Source organism: Acinetobacter sp. NIPH1876 (assembly GCF_022808535.1).
Taxonomy (GTDB): Bacteria; Pseudomonadota; Gammaproteobacteria; order Pseudomonadales; family Moraxellaceae; genus Acinetobacter; species Acinetobacter higginsii.
Genome location: NZ_JALGBR010000002.1, coordinates 223,112 through 241,936 on the forward strand (window position 1 = coordinate 223,112; position 18,825 = coordinate 241,936).

At 39.8% G+C, this 18,825-nt stretch carries 12 protein-coding genes and 1 pseudogene; 6 read left to right on the forward strand and 7 right to left on the reverse strand.

The annotated features are described in order from the left end of the window. Positions 1-65: 65 nt before the first annotated feature. The 4 genes from MN869_RS03315 (at position 66) to MN869_RS03330 (ending at position 4,314) form a co-directional block, all read left to right on the forward strand. A complete protein-coding gene (locus MN869_RS03315; protein ID WP_033133370.1) occupies positions 66-1,748 on the forward strand; it encodes an arylsulfatase in 1,683 nt (560 codons plus the stop codon). Continuing rightward, positions 1,745-2,746 carry an SUMF1/EgtB/PvdO family nonheme iron enzyme gene (locus MN869_RS03320; RefSeq protein WP_033133369.1) on the forward strand — a complete coding sequence of 334 codons (1,002 nt, stop codon included), beginning with the start codon at positions 1,745-1,747 and terminating at the stop codon, positions 2,744-2,746. The genes MN869_RS03315 and MN869_RS03320 overlap by 4 nt, the downstream gene beginning before the upstream one ends. Positions 2,747-2,841: 95 nt before the next feature. After that, positions 2,842-3,003, forward strand: coding sequence for a hypothetical protein (locus MN869_RS03325; protein WP_005184220.1), 162 nt, complete (start codon positions 2,842-2,844; stop codon positions 3,001-3,003). 183 nt (positions 3,004-3,186) lie between these two features. Continuing rightward, positions 3,187-4,314, forward strand: a complete 1,128-nt coding sequence (locus tag MN869_RS03330; RefSeq protein ID WP_005322941.1) for a LuxR C-terminal-related transcriptional regulator — start codon at positions 3,187-3,189, stop codon at positions 4,312-4,314. An 18-nt stretch (positions 4,315-4,332) separates the two neighbouring features. On the opposite strand, the gene epmA is transcribed toward MN869_RS03330, so the two are convergent. Beyond that, on the reverse strand, positions 4,333-5,316 hold the full coding sequence (epmA, locus tag MN869_RS03335; protein WP_033133368.1) for an EF-P lysine aminoacylase EpmA: 984 nt from the start codon (positions 5,314-5,316) through the stop codon (positions 4,333-4,335). Then, the gene (locus MN869_RS03340) at positions 5,313-6,380 is read right to left on the reverse strand and encodes a 4-phosphoerythronate dehydrogenase (protein ID WP_033133367.1); all 1,068 of its coding nucleotides are present in this window, start codon (positions 6,378-6,380) and stop codon (positions 5,313-5,315) included. The genes epmA and MN869_RS03340 overlap by 4 nt, the downstream gene beginning before the upstream one ends. A 190-nt stretch (positions 6,381-6,570) precedes the next feature. Between MN869_RS03340 and MN869_RS03345 the strand changes: the two genes are divergently transcribed. Then, positions 6,571-6,945, forward strand: coding sequence for a diacylglycerol kinase (locus MN869_RS03345; protein ID WP_004652036.1), 375 nt, complete (start codon positions 6,571-6,573; stop codon positions 6,943-6,945). 137 nt (positions 6,946-7,082) lie between these two features. On the opposite strand, the pseudogene MN869_RS03355 reads toward MN869_RS03345, so the two are convergent. Further along, positions 7,083-9,754 (reverse strand): annotated as a pseudogene (locus MN869_RS03355) (YadA C-terminal domain-containing protein). Positions 9,755-10,047: 293 nt separating this feature from the next. Here MN869_RS03355 and MN869_RS03360 point away from each other — a divergent pair. After that, complete coding sequence (locus MN869_RS03360) at positions 10,048-10,446, forward strand: hypothetical protein (RefSeq protein ID WP_241345342.1); 399 nt, start codon at positions 10,048-10,050, stop codon at positions 10,444-10,446. On the opposite strand, the gene MN869_RS03365 is transcribed toward MN869_RS03360, so the two are convergent. From MN869_RS03365 to MN869_RS03380, 4 genes are all read right to left on the reverse strand, one after another. Then, complete coding sequence (locus MN869_RS03365) at positions 10,433-10,615, reverse strand: hypothetical protein (protein WP_033134860.1); 183 nt, start codon at positions 10,613-10,615, stop codon at positions 10,433-10,435. The two genes, MN869_RS03360 and MN869_RS03365, sit on opposite strands and share 14 nt — an antisense overlap. A 257-nt stretch (positions 10,616-10,872) precedes the next feature. Beyond that, complete coding sequence (gene groL, locus MN869_RS03370; RefSeq protein WP_005184228.1) at positions 10,873-12,507, reverse strand: chaperonin GroEL; 1,635 nt, start codon at positions 12,505-12,507, stop codon at positions 10,873-10,875. A gap of 59 nt (positions 12,508-12,566) precedes the next feature. Further along, the gene (locus MN869_RS03375) at positions 12,567-12,857 is read right to left on the reverse strand and encodes a co-chaperone GroES (RefSeq protein ID WP_004652030.1); all 291 of its coding nucleotides are present in this window, start codon (positions 12,855-12,857) and stop codon (positions 12,567-12,569) included. A 236-nt stretch (positions 12,858-13,093) separates the two neighbouring features. Then, positions 13,094-18,799: an Ig-like domain-containing protein gene (locus MN869_RS03380; RefSeq protein WP_033134284.1), complete on the reverse strand. Its 5,706-nt coding sequence runs from the start codon at positions 18,797-18,799 to the stop codon at positions 13,094-13,096. Positions 18,800-18,825 lie beyond the last annotated feature (26 nt).

Here is an 18,825-nt window from a genome sequence, read left to right on the forward strand (position 1 = left end):
TTTTTATCATAAAAATCATCTCTCTAAACTCGCCCTAATTCTTCTATAAAATTAAGTCGATTCTAATGTCTCGTAATAGCCTTCTTAGCACACTTTCTATCGCATTATTTAGCCTTTCAATTTCAGCTTGCAGCAATAATGATTCTAATGACTCCAATACCGTGGTTGAAACCAAGAAACAGCCCAACATTTTATTCATCATGGCAGATGACTTAGGCTATTCCGACTTAGGTGCTTTTGGTGGGGAAATTCATACCCCGAATATCGATGAACTGACCCGAGCAGGTCGTATTTTAACGGATTACCATACCGCGCCGACCTGCTCTCCAACACGCTCACAATTGATTTCGGGGACTGATCACCATTTAGCAGGCATTGGTGCAATGGCTGAGCTCACACCTGAGCATCTAAAAGGTCAACCGGGTTATGAGGGTTATTTAAATGAACGCTCACTCTCGATTGCCGAAGTCCTGAAAGACAATGGCTACCGAACCTATATTAGTGGTAAATGGCACTTAGGCTTGACCGATGCAACCAACGCACATGCCAAAGGATTCGATCACTCATTTACGTTATTGCAAGGCTTAGATCTACATTTTAAACAAGCACCAAGTGCCTATAAGCGTAATGCCACTTATACCGAAGACGGCAAACAAGTTCCGATTTCATCCTTACCTGATGATTTCTTCTCTACCAACTACTTCACCGACAAACTGATCAGCTATCTAGAATCAGGTAAAAACTCAGGTAAACCGTTCTTTGCCTATGCTGCTTACACCGCACCACATTGGCCTTTACAAGCACCTGCTGAATATCGTGATCGTTATCGTGGTGTTTATGATGCTGGCTATGATGTGATTCGCGATGCACGCATAGCCCGTCAAAAACAACTCGGATTAATTCCAGCAAATTTTAAAGCAGCTGAACCAATCGCCACGCAAAATGCACCACAAAAATATGCTAAGTGGAATGAGCTTTCAACCGAGCAAAAGGCGCTTGAAGCACGCAGAATGGAAATCTACGCAGGTATGGTGGAAAATCTGGATGCCAATATTGGTCGAGTGATTCAGTATCTAAAACGTAATAACTTATATGACAACACTTTAATTTTCTTTGTTTCCGATAACGGCTCAGAAGGTTTTATTCGTGGCAATTATGGAGCCGAGTCAGGTTTTGATAACAGCGTTAATAATGTCGGGACTTCAAGCTCTTATCACTATGTTGGACCACGTTGGGCTGAAGTCAGTGCTGCGCCATTCCATCTCTGGAAAGATACTGCAGGTGAAGGTGCAACCACCGCACCTGCAATTGTAAAACTGCCATATCAAACCAAGGCTCAAGCCACGCATCATGGTTTTGCCTCAGTCTTGGATGTGTTCCCAACCGTGCTCGACTACGCAAATATTGCCGTCCCACAAGGTCAATACAAAGGTCGTCAAATCAATACACCAAGCGGCTATTCATGGAAACCCGTACTCGACAATAAAGCCCAAGCCATTCGCCCAGTCAACTTTAGTTTTGCCGATGAATTACATGGCAGTAAATATGCCCGTCAAGGCGACTGGAAAATTGCATTACAAGGTAAATCAGAACTCGGAACAGGTGCATGGGAATTGTATAACCTCAAAAATGATCGAGGTGAAACGCAAAACCTTGCTCAAGATAATCCTGCCAAGTTACAAGAGCTGGTAAATGTGTATAACCAATACACCCAGCAAAATGGTGTTAAGGAATACAACCTTAAATGAAGTGGGTATGCTTTTTAATTTCACTGAGCAGTCTGTCCCTCGTGACAGGCTGTAGCAAAGTTAAGCCTGCTGCCACTCATTCACATACACAAAACAGCACCGAGGCTCAACTAGGTTCATTACAGCAATGCCAACAGTATTCGGGCTTACCCGAAGCATGGCAAAACAGTAAAACCGCTGGGATGGTGTGGGTTCCTAAAGGTTCATTTCATCTGGGTTCAAACTTAGCCTACCCTGATGAGCTGAATTTTGGCCAAGCACAGCGGCAAGTGGCTGGCTTCTGGATTGATCAAACCGAAGTGACCGTTGCTCAATTCTCCAGTTTCATCAAAGCCACAGGCTATGTCACTGATGCGGAAAAACAGAAACAAGCTGCAGTATTTTCTCCTGATGTGAATAACCCAAATCAATGGTGGCAACTAAAAACAGATTACACATGGAAAACACCCAATGGTGCTCAAGGTCAGCCCCCATTGCCGTCTGAACCAGTTCGCTATGTCACTCAAAATGATGCTGAACACTATGCCGTTTGGTTGGGACGGGATTTACCTACAGAGCAAGAATGGGAATACGCAGCCAAGGCTGGTTCGAAAACCGATACCCCTTTACACCAAGCACCACAGGATGCCCATCAACATCCACAAGCCAATTATTGGCAAGGTGAATTTCCTTTCAATAATACAGTTGAAGATCATTTTCAAAGTGTCGCGCCCGTCGGCTGCTACCCTGCCAATGCCTTTAAGCTGTTCGATATGATTGGCAATGTCTGGGAGTGGACCTCATCTGTTTATCACGGCGCACATGATCAACACATGGGCAATTATGCAGAACTGCGTCAACAAAACAGCACCGCAACGCAATATGTACTTAAAGGCGGTTCTTTTCTATGTGCCTCCAACTTTTGCGCCCGTTATCGAAATAGCAGCCGCTATCCACAAGAATTTGACTTGGCGGCAACGCATGTCGGATTTAGAACGGTTTTACGTACAGCAGAATGATACAAATCTATGTTAAAAACCTGTATCCTTCTGCTAGCTGAAACCGACTGATCGATTTACAGTAGAAGGGAAAGCAATAACAATAGGATGCAAGGATGAAAATAATACTGCTCTGCTTCAGCACTTTACTTACATTCGGCTTATCGGCCTGTGCCGTACATACCCCACATGGCAGCGTAATTGTTGATCCAGACAACCATCATGATGGTCGTGGTGATTTCTGCCCTCCAGGACAAGCCAAAAAAGGACGCTGCTAAACCCCAATATGCCTAAACCTGCTAATGCGTTTAGGCATATTTCGTTCAAAACTGATTTAACTTTAAATACTCATTTCATCTGATAATTGCATAAGAAGTCACATTTTTTTAATTTAATAATTTCATTTAGTTAAAATCCATATAAACTATATGGAATATATTCTATTTTCGATGGGATTTTAGATGACTCTAAGCCAACACAGCCCAGTCGTGGACATCTTGAATAAAGTTCAACATGCTGATGATTGGATGATTTTCTTAGAGCAACTGAATCACTATTTTGATGTGCAAGCTTCGCAACTGTTGGCTGTTGACCTTGAAGTCCAAGCACTCTCCTTTAGCGTCCATCACGGTGTGAATTTTGACTCCAATCAACTTGAACAAGCCGCACTGACCCAAATCCGCTTGGCCATAGATGATGACCCACGTTTAAAGAAAATGCTTTTGGGACCGATGACGGGATGGATGCATTGTTTTCAACATTTTCAAGAGCATGAAATTATTCAAACCCAAGTATACCAACGTGTTTTACAACCCTTAGATCTACGTTTCTGTTCAGCCATCCAAATCATTTATGATCATAAAGTCTGTGTATTACTCGCTTTTCTCACCAGCCCTGAGCGTGGTGCATTAAGCTGTACTGAACTTCAGCCGATTTATGAAATTTTGCCGATCGTACAGCAGAAAATTCAACAATATCGCCATCATTTTGAATATTCCACCATGACCCTACTTGGGTCACAGTTAATTCAAAAAATGAACCAACCGATTGCGATTATTAATCTCAATGGAGATATCTTAGAAATTAATGCTGAAGCTGAGCAATTACTGAAAAATAATCCACATATCCACATCCAACAACGTCGCTTTATTTTCAGTGAGGACCGACAAATTCAGTTTGATCAAAACCTGATTGAGCTCGAACGCCATTATAAAAACAATCCAGAACAGACACATCATGAACGGTCTAAAATCATGTTGCTAGATCAACATTTATTCTTAACGCTGGATTTGCTTAGTCCTGATAAAACTCATAAGATTTTTGGCCTTCGTCCAGTCTTACTTGCCACCTTCTCTGGATTAAAACAGAAGCCAAAATATCAAAAAGACATTTGTACCCAGCTGTTTATGTTTACGCCTGTTGAACATAAAATATGTGAGCAACTTCTAGAAGGTAAAACCACCAAAGAAATTGCCCTTTCACATGAAATTCAAGCCGATACAGTGAAGAAGCATCTGCAATCAATTTTTAAAAAAACCCGAACCCATCGCCAAAGTGAGTTGATGCAGCTATTAATGCAACTTCTATAAGGATTGAAAATAAAAGTCCTAGGCAATCTCAGCAGGAAATGCAATCACTTGGTCAATTTTGACTTGATTCATGGCAACCATGAGTAAGCGGTCGATACCCAAAGCAATACCAGAACATTCAGGCATATGGGGTAAAGCTGCCAATAAATGCTGATCCGTTGGAATCACCACCAAACCCTGCTTTGCACGCTCTGCATTATCTGCCTCAAAACGAGATGCTAGAACCTCAGCATCTAATAACTCATCGTAGGCATTGGCCAGCTCTAAACCTTCAATATACACCTCAAAACGTGCGGCAACGGATTCACCATCCTCATCCTGTTTTACTTTTGCCAGTGATGCCATTTCAGGTGGAAAATCAGTCAAAAATACAGGTGCATCGAAGCCTAGACTAGGTTCGACAAAGTGCGAGAATAACAGGTCCATATAAGCTAGACGATCATCACCCAAATCAAGATTAAGCCCAACACGATTGGCTGTATCTTTGAGTTGTTTCAAGCTCGCTTGCAAAGGATTAATATCCAAACGATCCTGAAAAGCATGCTTATAACTGAGAACAACTGGACGAATATCGCCAAAACGATGTGCCAAACAGGTTTCTAACAGATCCGCAGTTTCATGCATCAAGCCCTTTAAGTCTAATCCCGGTCGATACCATTCCAACATGGTAAATTCACTGTTGTGCTTACGCCCATGTTCATCATCACGAAATACTTTGCAAATTTGATAGATTGCCCCACTGCCACTGGCCAATAAACGTTTCATTGGAAATTCAGGCGAGGTCTGTAAATACTGGGTATTTAATTTACCGTGAATATGACGCTGTACTTGAACAGAAGCCAAATGGACATCCGTCACACCTGCCTGCGACAGAACTGGTGTTTCCACTTCCAGCACTTGCCGATGCGCAAAGAATTGACGAATCTTGCTGTACATCTCAGCACGCGCTTTTAAGGCCTCAAGTGAACAGGTCGGTTGGTAGCTTTTCATATCTTGACTCATGCTTTTGGCCCACCATGTGCAGCCCATTCACGGCGCAAAGGATAATTTTTTCGAAGTAAATCAAATGCGGTTTGCTCAACCTTGCCACCCTGAACACAAGCACGAAGTTGCTGATCATCAGCAGCAATATCATAAATCTGAGTCAGATGTTGTTTAAGCACAACTTTTAAATCCTGCTGCCCGAAATATTGTTCCACCTGAGGCAATTGACTCTCAAAACGCTTTGAGGCTTGATAAGAAAACTTATCGCAAAACGCTTGATAGATCATCTGTGTGCCTCTGGCCTTCCCTTCCAGACTATAACCCGCAATATGTGGCGTTGCTAATGCCAATAAATCCAACAGTTGCTCAGAAATTTCTGGTTCAAACTCAAATACATCGAGAACGACTTGACGCTGCGTGGTGATAATATCAGCCATTAATGCAGCCTGTTCAATCACAGGACCACGCGCACTATTGATTAAAATAGCAGAGGGTTTCATTGCAGCCAAAGCAGCCGCATCAAATAAATGCTGCGTCGGGAAATCACCCGATAAGGTCAAAGGCACATGAATTGAAATTGCATCGGCACGTTTTAACAGCTCAGTAAAAGAAACATTTTCAATACTGCCTAATTGCACATAAGGATCATAGCCAATTACATTCCAACCAAGCAGTTGTGCCATCACGGCAAGTCGACTACCGACATTCCCTAAACCAACAATGGCTAAAGTGAAGGCTTTATTTTTTTCCAAAAGATTGATATCTAAGTGTAGTAACGCAGTAATCACATATTCTGCAACAGCTTGTGCATTACAACCTGCGGCATTACTCCACGCAATATGTTTTTGCTCTAAGGCTTGAATATCAAGGTGGTCAGTTCCAATAGTGGCACTGCCTACAAACTTAATTTTACTCTGATCAATTAAGGCATGGTTTACTTTGGTCACTGAGCGAACTAAAAGTGCATCGGCATCCTGTACATCCGCATGGGTCAGAGTACGTCCTGCTCGGTGCTGTATTTCTGCAAATTCCGCAAAGAAATAATCGGTAAATGCCAAATTTTCATCTGCGATAATTTTCATGCAGCGCTTTCCTTCAATAATTCTGTGCTTATTATCCTTAGCACAGCACAAATTGACAATTTATAAATGCAAGCTTCGTAGAGATTAATGGCAGAAAGATGTGGCTTATGCTACACGCATGCGACATATTGCCAATTTACTGCAACATCTTTGCTTTTATACTAGAGCTTTCTAACATTCCTAAATCGTAATGACGCAATATTCTCCCTATAAAGGCAAAAATGGTATTAAACGGATTCTCAATGCCACAGGCTATTCTGTTGCGGGGTTTAAAGCAGCTTTCCGTTATGAAGCCGCCTTCCGACAAGTTCTATTGCTGAATATTATTCTGATTCCACTAAGTTTTTTTGTACATGTCTCTGCTGTTGAGCAAGCCCTGATGGTTGCTGTCTGTTTATTGGCGATCATTGTGGAACTGTTTAATTCAGCCATTGAAGCGGTGGTTGATCGTGTTTCTTTAGAAAAAAATCCACTATCTAAGAATGCCAAAGATATGGGCAGTGCTGCGCAATTTGTTTCTTTGGCTATTATCTTTTTTACTTGGATGATTATTTTATTCCGTTAAAAAAGATTGCCTTCAGGCTAAAAAGACAATCTAAAAGGCCAAGACCTGTGTGAAGAACATCTAGGACGAATGCTAGCCAATTGATATCCGTCCCAGATTTTCTTCATTATTCTTATTATTTTACTCTCGATTATTTATTACTTACCTCCAAATAAGTAAGCAACTCCGACTCGTCCACCAAATTCACTTCCACCTGCGAAACCTAAAGCACCACTTGCTGAAACACGGTCCGTGAAAGATGTAACAACACCAATTGATCCAGCTGTTTCACCTTCATAATGACCTACGCCACCAAACACAGCCACTTGACCTGCTTGAATATTCGGGACAGCTTGCTGAGCCGCCAATGCTATAGCAATTCCGCGATAAGCTGTTTTTTGCACATCATCAACACGGCGATTCAATTGATCTGCGCGACTATCCAGACGATTAATTTCACCTTGTACATCTTTACCCTGTAAAGTAATACGATCAGCAACAAGGTGATTGGTTGTCACATGACCAGCACCAACTGTAGTTTTCTGCTCAGTCGTTGTTGATTGCCCTGATGTATCGGTATTGGTTTGAGTTGCAGCTAAAACTACACCATTTACTGCATCTATACGTGTTTCCGTTGTACTTGTCGTAGCTTGATCTGCTGCAACTTTTGTTTCTGTACGACTCAATGTAGACGAATCAAAGGTACCGAACTTATCAAGTTCATTCGTTTCCTTTTTTGCAATTGTAGTTTTTGTTCCATCACCAGTAGTTATCGTTTCAGAGCCATAAACAGTACCCTTAACACTATAGTCGGTTCGATTTACTGTTTCAGTACCACGCGTAATACTGACTGTATCTTTTCCAGCTGCAGAAAGTGATTCAGTATATTCAGATTTAGATGCTTGTTTTACATCATTCGCTGCAATCAGCCCCATTTCTGTTTTATTTGTAACAGTATTGGCTTGGTTGTTCTCTGTGTATTTAAATCCTGTCTGATCTGCATGAATAACATTTAGCTCACGTGATGCAGTAAAGTTTTCTTCGGAGGCTTACCTGTTTTAAAAGTAACTTGACTGCGAATGTCATGACCATCTGCATCTTGTCCAATCACAACATAATAATGATCTTTACCGTCTGCATCTTTCCAGCTATGAACATCTTCTGCAGTAAATTTATTACCACTAACATCTACTGCAACAGTGCCGATTTTAAAGTCTTCTTCTTCTGCTGCTTTAACAACAGAGACACCTGTAATTTTGCTTATGAATTTATTATCAATTGCAGCGGCAGCAGTAAGATCACGATCTACTTCAATATTTTCTTGATGATTACGCGCATATTTCGCTGAATCTTCCCATGTTGTATTCCAGTGCTCTTGAAAATCATTATCTTGTTTGTGCGTAACAACTTTGGTTGTCGTACCTTTAACAACAGACTCAGCAATGTTAGTACTTCTAGCGGGATCTCTGCCTGTCTGAATTTCAACTGGCTGCCCTTTCTTATCTCCAGATACATAACGCGTTGGCTGATAAACAGATTCATAAGATTCACCTGTCATTTTTTCGACAGTTTCCGTATTTATTATTGGCTTGTTATCAGCCAATACAATCTCATTATTTTTATTTACCAAGAAATCACGAGTTTTACTTTCCGTAGAAAGTTTATTACTAACTATATAATCTAATGCATTACTTGTTCCTAAAGCGGCCTGATTAAATTGTGTTTCACTCCATTCAGATGAACTTTTATCAAGCCCAATAAAACCATCCAATACACTTTCTTTTGAATTATCAACTGATACCTTAAATTCATTGGTATAATCAAGACCAACTACATTTACATCATCATAATCAATGGTTTTAGAATTGAAAGTTGATTTATTGGTATCAACTGTAGACTCTATAACTGACTTTTTATCCGCACTTAGATTAAAAGCAACAACATCTTTTGTTGGATCATTATTTTGATGCTGATAATCAGTAGAAACCGTATGATCTGACCAACTTTGCTCACCACTAGACAACATGCCATCTGTATTTTTACTAGTGACCACACCTGTTGCTGAATCTGATGTAGATTGATAATCGACATTATTTTGACTGAATTGAGATTCGACTGTACCAACACGAATCGTTTGCCCAGAAATAGGCTTCCCATCCGCTCCTAGTTTTGCTTCTGTTGTTAAATTAGAGCTTGTAGTTGAATACTTATTAGAACTTATACGTTCATCTGTTGCTGCGTATGTTACATCTTCAAGTACGCCTGCATTACTTTCCGTATGTGCCCCGATCACGCTGTTCACATCATCTGCAGCAAATGTAAATCCCGTATCATCTAAACGTTCAGAAGTTACCTCAATTTCAGTAGCAGGATTAACTGTTTTATCAAGTTGAACTCTCGTATTCGCGGTTCGAGTGATATTTCCTGTTGCCAATGTATTATTCCAACTCGTTAAGTTGGTTGTTGTTCCATCCACGGTTAACGTTGTATTTTTATTATCACGAGATTCTAAAAGCCCCTTACGGATTTCCTGATAGGTGTAATTACGATAATTAATACCACCAACCTGTGTTTCTGGGCCATTTACAACAGGTGAAGTTTGGCTAACAAGCGCTCCAACCTGTTTCGTTCCTTCCATAATAATATCTTTTTCAGAAGTATAACGTCCTGTTTGGGGATTGGAGTCCTCTATACCTACAGTTTGTTGATAATCATTATTTAATACCGTATCTGTTTTTGTCTCAGTTAATTGCACTGGTGCAGCTAATGTCATTCCAGATACAGCGGCGACAGCCAATGCAATTGACGTTTTTTTTAAGTGTGAACTCATTTTCATCTCTCCATTTTAATTTTTTGAGATTTCCTATTTAAAAACAACTTCTTATAATATTTTTGAAATAATTTATTAATTAGGATTCCCTCAATGAAGAATTCCAGTTTTACTTTATAATTTTATCAATCAAAATTTGATATAATATTTTTTTCTTCCTTTCTCTTTTTTTACATACTACAAAAAGCCCAATAAAATCGATCTGGTTATTAAGCATAGAAACAAAATAAGGTTTATAATTTTTTGGTTCTAAATGATATTTTTTGGATCAGTGACAAGGCTTATAAATTTTTATGCAAGAAATAAATGAAAAATCGGCTTTTACTCAGCGACTAAAAGAAGCTCTCCTAAAACACTCATGGGCTAAAACGAGTCCCACTTGGCTAGCTCGAGAATTTAATCTACGGTATAGTGGCAAATCTATTAGTGTTCAGACTGCAAATAATTGGTTATTAGGTCTTGCCATTCCTAGCCAAGATAAACTCCAGCTTCTAGCAGCGTGGTTAGAAGTATCCAGTCAATGGCTGCGTTTTGGTAATGCAACACAAGAAATTCAGCATCCAGAAATGGTTCATTCTGGTATACAACTTGTACAACAAGACTTACCTGAGAAATTTGCACAACTCTCGCCAAAGCAAAAACAATTGGTCTATGATTTAATTAATGCATTAATTGATACTAATCAGCAATAAAATCTTGATTAACGATTTTTACAATATAGAGCTTAAGTGCTTCATTTTCTTTCTTTAATAAATTCAATTCTTCTACTAACTTAAAATAATTCATTTTATATTTATATAAATCTTTGACTTCAATGACTGGATATAACTCAAAATCTCCTACTTTATTAAAATTAATCATGAAATTTCCTACCTAAAAAGTCATTTTCGAAAACACAGTTTTTAATCAACTATAAATCTATTTAAAAGATCAAAAAATATTATAGTTATTATGCATATACTTACTTTAATTTAGCTCTTATTATAATATATTAAATTAATCTTAAATCCATACACCAAATGAAGAATGTCACAAACTATCAACTATTATAATTTTTAATGTTTAAATAAAAAAATCCCTGCATATGCAGGGATTTTTTTGATCTAGACGTAGATGAATTACATCATGCCGCCCATACCACCCATACCGCCCATATCTGGACCAGCTGGTTTATCTTCTGGGATATCAGTAATCATACATTCAGTTGTCAACATCAAACCAGCAACAGAAGCTGCATGTTCAAGTGCTGAACGCGTTACTTTAGCAGGGTCAAGAATACCCATCTCTAACATATCGCCATATTCACCAGTTGCAGCGTTATAACCAAAGTTACCTTCACCCGCTTTAACTGCATTGATCACAACTGAAGGCTCATCACCTGCGTTTGAAACGATTTGACGAAGTGGCGCTTCAATCGCACGACGTAAAATGTTGATACCTGCAGTTTGATCTTCGTTCGCGCCTTTTAAGCCATCTAATACGTTTACAGCACGTACCAGTGCAACACCACCACCTGCAACAACACCTTCTTCTACTGCTGCACGAGTTGCGTGAAGTGCATCGTCAACACGATCTTTTTTCTCTTTCATTTCAACTTCAGTTGCCGCACCAATTTTGATGACTGCAACACCGCCAGCTAATTTAGCAACGCGTTCTTGAAGTTTTTCTTTGTCGTATTCAGAAGTAGATTCTTCGATTTGCGCACGGATCTGTTGAACACGTTCAGCGATTTGTGCAGCATTACCAGCACCATCAACAATCACAGTGTTTTCTTTAGAAACAGTGATTTTGTGTGCAGTACCTAAATCTTGAAGAGAAGCTTGCTCTAAAGACATGCCTACTTCTTCAGAAATGACAGTTGCGCCAGTCAAGATCGCGATGTCTTGAAGCATTGCTTTACGACGGTCACCAAAACCAGGGGCTTTAACCGCACATACTTTGATAATACCGCGCATGTTGTTTACAACAAGTGTTGCAAGTGCTTCGCCTTCAACATCTTCAGCGATGATAAGAAGTGGTTTACCCGTTTTAGCAACAGCTTCTAATACAGCGATCAATTCACGGATATTGCCGATTTTTTTATCAACAAGAAGGATGAACGGATTTTCAAGTTCAGCAGTTAAGGTATCTTGCTTGTTCGCGAAGTATGGAGAGATATAACCACGGTCAAACTGCATACCTTCTACAACGTCTAATGCGTCTTCAAAGCCAGAACCTTCTTCTACAGTGATAACACCTTCTTTACCTACTTTTTCCATCGCTTGAGCGATAAGTTTACCTACAGTGGTATCAGAGTTCGCAGAGATTGAACCTACTTGTTCAATTGCTTTGAAATCATCTGCAGGTTTTGCATTGGTACGGATATTTTCAACGACAGTTTTCACTGCGATGTCGATACCACGTTTTAAATCCATTGGGTTCATACCTGCAGTTACAGATTTGATCCCTTCATTTAAGATTGCTTGAGCAAGTACAGTTGCCGTTGTCGTACCGTCACCCGCGATGTCATTTGTTTTAGAAGAAACTTCGCGAACAAGTTGAGCACCCATGTTTTCAAACTTGTCTTTTAATGAAATTTCTTTCGCAACTGTTACACCATCTTTAGTGATGTGCGGTGCACCGAAAGAACGGTCAATCACAACGTTACGGCCTTTAGGACCTAAAGTTACTTTTACTGCATCTGCAAGTACGTTTACGCCTGCAATCATTTTTGAGCGAGCTGAATCACCAAATTTTACGTCTTTAGCTGACATGTGAAACTCCGAATCTTTTTAAATTACTGTATCTGATTAATTTGTGAGTTATGTATCGATTAGCCTTCAAGTACAGCTAAGATATCTGACTCTTTCATGATCAAGAGCTCTTCACCGCTTACTTTTACTGTTGTACCTGCATAAGTACCGAACAATACTTTATCGCCAACTTTAACGTCTAAAGCACGAACGCCATTGTCAGTGATTTGACCATTACCTACTGCAATTACTTCACCTTGAGATGGTTTTTCAGCAGCAGAGCCTGGAAGTAAAATACCACCAGCCGTTTTAGTTTCTTCTTCTACGCGACGAATCACAACACGATCATGTAATGGACGAATGTTGCTCATAGTTAACTCCATCAGACTTAGTCTTTTTGATTAATTCGTATCGCCAATTCATGGCAATACATAAAATTTTGATATGCCACTTTTGTGGGGTTAAAAAAAATAGCTTCAAGGGGCGAATTAAAAAAAACTCGACTTTTTTAGTATTTTTTCTTCAAACTGATTTTGATTGAACAAATTGTCTACAGCCAAGAAAAAGAGCTGTCATTGACAGCTCTTAGATTTTCATAAAAAGATGTTTAAATAATAATTTGGTGGTTACCCAATAATTCACTCAATGTTGTGTTGACATTGTTGAGTAGCACTAACTGAACACCGCTCTCAACAGAGGCTTCACCATCTCGATCTATACTCACGATGGTATTCTCACCCTCTTGCTTGACATGAATGAATTTTTCCAGAGATGCAGTCGAACCATCCCCAGTGTAATCCATCAATAATTGACTGATATCGATCTTATCTGCTTGTAAATCTGCCCAAACGTTACCAACATGAAAATCTTGCCAGCGATCAACAAGTTCATCACTATAGTTCAATATGTTATAAATCACAGTATCCGAACCAGCACCTCCAATATAGGTATCGTGACCACCACGACCATCCAAAATATTGTTCCCAGCGTTCCCTGTAATCACATTATCCAATCCATTACCTGTGGCATTGATATTTGCACTACCAACCAACTCAAGATCTTCAATATAACGCCCACTTTCTAAATGTCTTTCTATACTTTCTGGATCATTTATCCAGTCATAATTCCCCATCAGACTATAACTTACAGAACTCAAAACTTTATCATGCCCACCAAAGTCTACATCTCGGTAACCAGATTCGATTAGTTGATTTTCCCAATAACCACTTTCAACCCACGAATACTCCTCATGCCTTTCAATCCAAACATTTTCATAATGACCTTCAACCCACTGATCTTTGTAAGAATCACCAAACCAAATCTGCTCAGAATACAGATTACTGACCCACTCTTGCTCAATCTCAGGTCCATTAAGGGCATAACCGTCCTGCCATAATCCTAATTCGGAGTCAAAATACTGATTTACATAAGCATCATATGAACCATCATCAGTATAGTAACGCTTACCGTCCTGATCACTATAGTAATCACGGTAGCGCCATTCCCCATTGTCAAACCAAATTTCCTCATAATGGCCTTCTATTAAAACTGGTTCATAATGGCCTTCTATCCATTGCTTTTCATAATATCCATCAAACCACTGAGATACATAATGGCTATCATCTACCCACACTTCTTTATAATTTTCATAATGCTCAATACGATATTCTTGGATAAAATCAGAACCATGATCTACTTGATAAATATTATCGGTCTGATCTCCTCTAAATTGATCTACCTTAATCTGGGGAATCTCTGTTGGTTTAATTATTACCGTAGCACTTTGGTTTCCCGCACTATCAATTACAGTCACAGCCAATGAGGTTGCTTTATTATTCATATAGACTTCAAATATTCCCTCCTTTTTCACAATAACTGTATTGGTATAAGACGGCTGACCATCAAAATTATAAGTTATTTCAACTAAGGTCTTAGGTTCTGCATGACCGATGAGATAACCAGATTGATTGACTGCAAATTGCGTTGCCGCAGCTGGTGCGACAATATCGACTGGCGTAATAACTTCGGTATAGTTACTTTGATAGCCATTTTGTTCTACAACAACCCGTAGTACCTCACCCGTCGCTTGAGAACGATTTAATTCAATATTAAAATGTCCCCATTTATCGACAACGATATCACCAACAAGAAAACCTTGAGCATTTACAACTTTTAAGTAGCTATCGGGTACAGCATCTCCTGATATAAAGAAACCATTGTCAGACATAACGATATTTTCAGCTGGGCTGGGCGCATTACTATCGGCATTAAAAATAATGTGAACTGGCGTGCTGACATTTTTTGCTAAATCCGTTGCAGTAATAAATAACTGCTCACCGCGTAAAACTGGTGGATAAATACTTAAATTGAAATGCCCCGTTTCATCTGTGTTGAACTCTGCACGGACATCACCATCAGCATCAATGACTTTGATTGTAGCTTTTGGTTCAGATTGTCCACTAATTCCATCCCCATTTTCAGTAATAACCACCTCACTGAGCAGTGGCGCAATATTATCCAAAGGTGCAATAACTTCAGTGATTGGACCATATAGATTGTTCGTTGGATCTAAGGCGCGGACATACAATGTCTGTCCTTGTAAATAGTAGCTATTAAGCTGCACATTAAATGTACCATCTTCATTAACAACAAAATTCCACCAATTACTACCCACACGCTCGCCAACTGCATTACTCACAATAATTTGCTGGCCAGCAACTGCCTGACCAGATAAATTATGTCCTTCCGCATCAAGCAATAAATCTGTCACGGCTTGCGGGGTATTGAGTAATACAGGCAAAACTTTTTGTACAACATCACTGCGATTCCCTGCAGAATCTCTCACCACAAAACTTAAGGTTTGTGTTTGATATTGACTATAGTTGATCCAGTGAGAAAAAGAGCCATTGTAGGCCACAGTCGTTGTGATCAAATTTCCATATTGATCAATAATATCAACTCTTGCATTTGGTTCAGCCAGACCAGAAATCCATCCTGCTTCATTTATGGTGATATTTTCAGCAGCGAGAGGTGCCACTTCATCCAATGGTGCAACAATCGTTACTGTTTCACTCACATTGCCTGCACGATCAGTGACTGTAACCGTTAACGTCTGCGCGTTTAAATAAAATTGATTCAAATAAACAGTAAATGTGCCATCACTATATGCCGTACTGCTCCATCTACTGACTAAATTATTATTCTGATCATAAACTTGAATGATGCTATTAGGTTCAGCGATACCAGTTAAAATCGAGCTATCGCTGCCCTCCGTTAATTTAAGACTCTTAGCCGCATCTGGTGGAGTTGAGTCGTTTATGGCTTCAAGTGAAAGAGTTTCACTTTGATTTCCAGCTCGATCAAAAACAATAAAACTTAATTGTTGTCCTTTTAAATAGACATTATCAAACCAACCTGAAACTTTACCATCACTCCCCGCAGAACCACCTCCAACTTCATTGTGATTTGCATCATAAATTTTAATTGTACTATTGGCTTCTGCTATTGCCGTAAAACGACGTCCATCCTGATCAAACTCAACGGATTGAATGGGACTAGGATTAGTATTATCTAAAGGTGCAACGATGCTGGTTTTTTCACTGACATTTCCTGCACGGTCAATCACAGTTACAGTTAATATTTGGCCTTTTAAATAATATTGACTAAAACCAACAGCAAATGTTCCATCCGCATTAACCGTATTATTCCATGAATAAACTAACTGACTATTTTCATCATAGATCAAGATCGTGGCATTTGCTTCTGCCATACCCGTTAGAATCGATCCATTATGACTTTCAGCCAGAAGAAGATTTGTCGCTGCCTCTGGTGGTGTATTATCATTTAGTGCATAAGCAGTAACGGCTTCACTCTGGTTGTCTGCCCGATCAAAAACAATAAAACTTAATTGTTGCCCCTTTAAATAAACATAATTTAATTGACCTGAAACTTTACCTTCACTATCGGCATAACCACGCCCAATTTCGTTATGATTTACATCATAGATTCTAACTATGCTATTGGCTTCTGCTATTGCAGTAAAACGACGCCCATCCTCATTAAACTCAATCGATTGAATGGGGTCAGGCTTAATATTATCTAAAGGTGCAACAATGGTTACCTTTTCGCTGACATTCCCCGCGCGGTCAGTCACTGTTACCGTTAAAGTCTGCTCTTTTAAATAATATTGACTAAAATCTACAGCAAATGTGCCATCAGAATTAACTGTCGTGTTCCATGGATAAACCAAACTATTATTTTGATCATACACTTGGATTGTGGCATCAGGTTCTGCGGTGCCTGTTAAGATTGAACCCGATCCTCCCTCTACAAGCTTAAGCTTGGTCGCAACTTCTGGAGCTACTGTATCCACGACAACTTTTTCAATTGCAGTTTCTACAATATTCCCCGCAATGTCTGTTCCAACAACCTTAAATAAATAAGTACCATCAGCTAAATTAACTTGTTTAACAGTCGTTTCTGCCCAGGTTTTCCCACCATCTTTAGAAACTTCATAGCGATTATTAAGCGTGGCTTCTTTATTAATTACAATTGGATTTAATGCCTGTAAATCAAAGCTATTATCTTGTGTAATTCGATCAAAAGGTGAACTCCCAGTGTCATTTAAATTAACTATTTTTAAAGTACCTGCAGCTGGTGCGATCGTATCTATCGTCACGATAGGAGACAATACTTCACTGCTATTCCCCGCTTGATCCGTCACAATAGCTTTAAATTGATAGACTCCATCTGACAAATCTTTTTGTGCGACAACGGCCTCAGTCCACTCACCGCCATTTTTAGACACGTGGTAGGTAACTACTGTTCCTTGCTCTTGTCCTTCAAGGCTCAAATTAAAGGCCTGATCGTTGGTAATGTAATCTGTTGCTGAAACACCTGTATCGGTAAAATCAGTAAAGGATAAAATACCTGTCTGCGGTGGAGTTTTATCAACAGTCACACGCTGAGACAACACTTCACTGCTATTCCCCGCCTGATCCTTCACAATGGCTTTAAATTGATAAACCCCATCTGACAAATCTTTTTGTGTGACAACGGTCTCAGTCCACTCACTACCATTTTTAGACACTTGGTAGTTAACTACTGTTCCTTGCTCTTGTCCTATTAAGCGCAGATCAAACGTATTATTTTGCGTAATATAGTCCGTATCCGAATAACCACTATCAACAAAATGAGTAAAAGCCAGATGCCCTGCAACAGGTGCGGTTGTATCAGGTGCTGTGATCAGAGTAGCTATACTTTCATTGCCAACTTGATCTTTAGCAGTCACATAAAGCTGTTCACCATTGGTCAAAGCATGAGCTAAAGTCAGACTAAATTTACCATCAGCTCCCACTATCGTTTCCGCCAACGCTTTACCAGTCACATCTTTCACAATAACCGCACTGCCAATTTCAGCTTGACCAGTTATGTTTTTTCCATCCTGTTGTACAGTAAAACTGCCCTGAGGTGAAACAGGTGCGGTTGTATCAGGTGCTGTGATCCGAGTAGCCGTACTTTCATTGCCAGCTTGATCTTTAGCAGTCACATAAAGCTGTTCACCATTGGTCAAAGCATGAACCAAAGTCAGACTAAATTTACCATCAGCTCCCACTATCGTTTCCGCCAACGCTTTACCAGTTACATCTTTCACAATAACCGTACTGCCAATTTCAGCTTGTCCAGTTATGGTTTTTCCATCCTGTTGCTCAGTGAAGTTACCTTGAGGTGAAACAGGTGCTGTGGTATCAGGGGCTGGATCATTTTTTTTACTGCCATTACCGTCACCACTCGCAGCAGCGATTGCACCGACACCTGCCACACTTCCAGTAATCCATGCCCAAGTCGGGATGCTCCCTACTGTGCTAGAAGCTGTCGTTGCAATTGCATGGCTAGTCTCAACTGAACGATCTGTTGCAATCGCATTCGGGATCTCAGATATGGGACGAACAACTGAGCTGTCTGAAGCCAAAACATCGGGTGGAACACCATCTAAGACTAAATAATCGGAAATCGGTTGCTCTTCAACTTTAGTGTCGACAATTGCAGCCCATAAACTTTCTCCATCCTGTAACGGAAGCTGCAAAGTATCCTGTACAAAGAATCCTTCTAGAATAACTTTTGTACCATCAACTAGATGCACAATTGCATCATTACCAATACGTGTAATTGAAGCGATTTGATCAACGTTAACCCCAGATTTTGCAAGCAAAGCTTGATTTAAAGGGATTGGTTTTGTTTGTCCTGCTATTCCGATCTCAGATGTGGCAGCTGCTTTATGATTATTTTTATCTAGTAAAAATACACGTTTCATTTTGATCCCTAACTGCCTACTGAAAT

Coding starts and splice junctions, on each gene's coding strand:
- MN869_RS03315 (WP_033133370.1), top strand. CDS start 66: ATGTCTCGTAATAGCCTTCTTAGCACACTTTCTATCGCATTATTTAGC.
- MN869_RS03320 (WP_033133369.1), top strand. CDS start 1,745: ATGAAGTGGGTATGCTTTTTAATTTCACTGAGCAGTCTGTCCCTCGTG.
- MN869_RS03325 (WP_005184220.1), top strand. CDS start 2,842: ATGAAAATAATACTGCTCTGCTTCAGCACTTTACTTACATTCGGCTTA.
- MN869_RS03330 (WP_005322941.1), top strand. CDS start 3,187: ATGACTCTAAGCCAACACAGCCCAGTCGTGGACATCTTGAATAAAGTT.
- epmA (WP_033133368.1), bottom strand. CDS start 5,316: ATGAGTCAAGATATGAAAAGCTACCAACCGACCTGTTCACTTGAGGCC.
- MN869_RS03340 (WP_033133367.1), bottom strand. CDS start 6,380: ATGAAAATTATCGCAGATGAAAATTTGGCATTTACCGATTATTTCTTT.
- MN869_RS03345 (WP_004652036.1), top strand. CDS start 6,571: ATGACGCAATATTCTCCCTATAAAGGCAAAAATGGTATTAAACGGATT.
- MN869_RS03360 (WP_241345342.1), top strand. CDS start 10,048: ATGCAAGAAATAAATGAAAAATCGGCTTTTACTCAGCGACTAAAAGAA.
- MN869_RS03365 (WP_033134860.1), bottom strand. CDS start 10,615: ATGATTAATTTTAATAAAGTAGGAGATTTTGAGTTATATCCAGTCATT.
- groL (WP_005184228.1), bottom strand. CDS start 12,507: ATGTCAGCTAAAGACGTAAAATTTGGTGATTCAGCTCGCTCAAAAATG.
- MN869_RS03375 (WP_004652030.1), bottom strand. CDS start 12,857: ATGAGCAACATTCGTCCATTACATGATCGTGTTGTGATTCGTCGCGTA.
- MN869_RS03380 (WP_033134284.1), bottom strand. CDS start 18,799: ATGAAACGTGTATTTTTACTAGATAAAAATAATCATAAAGCAGCTGCC.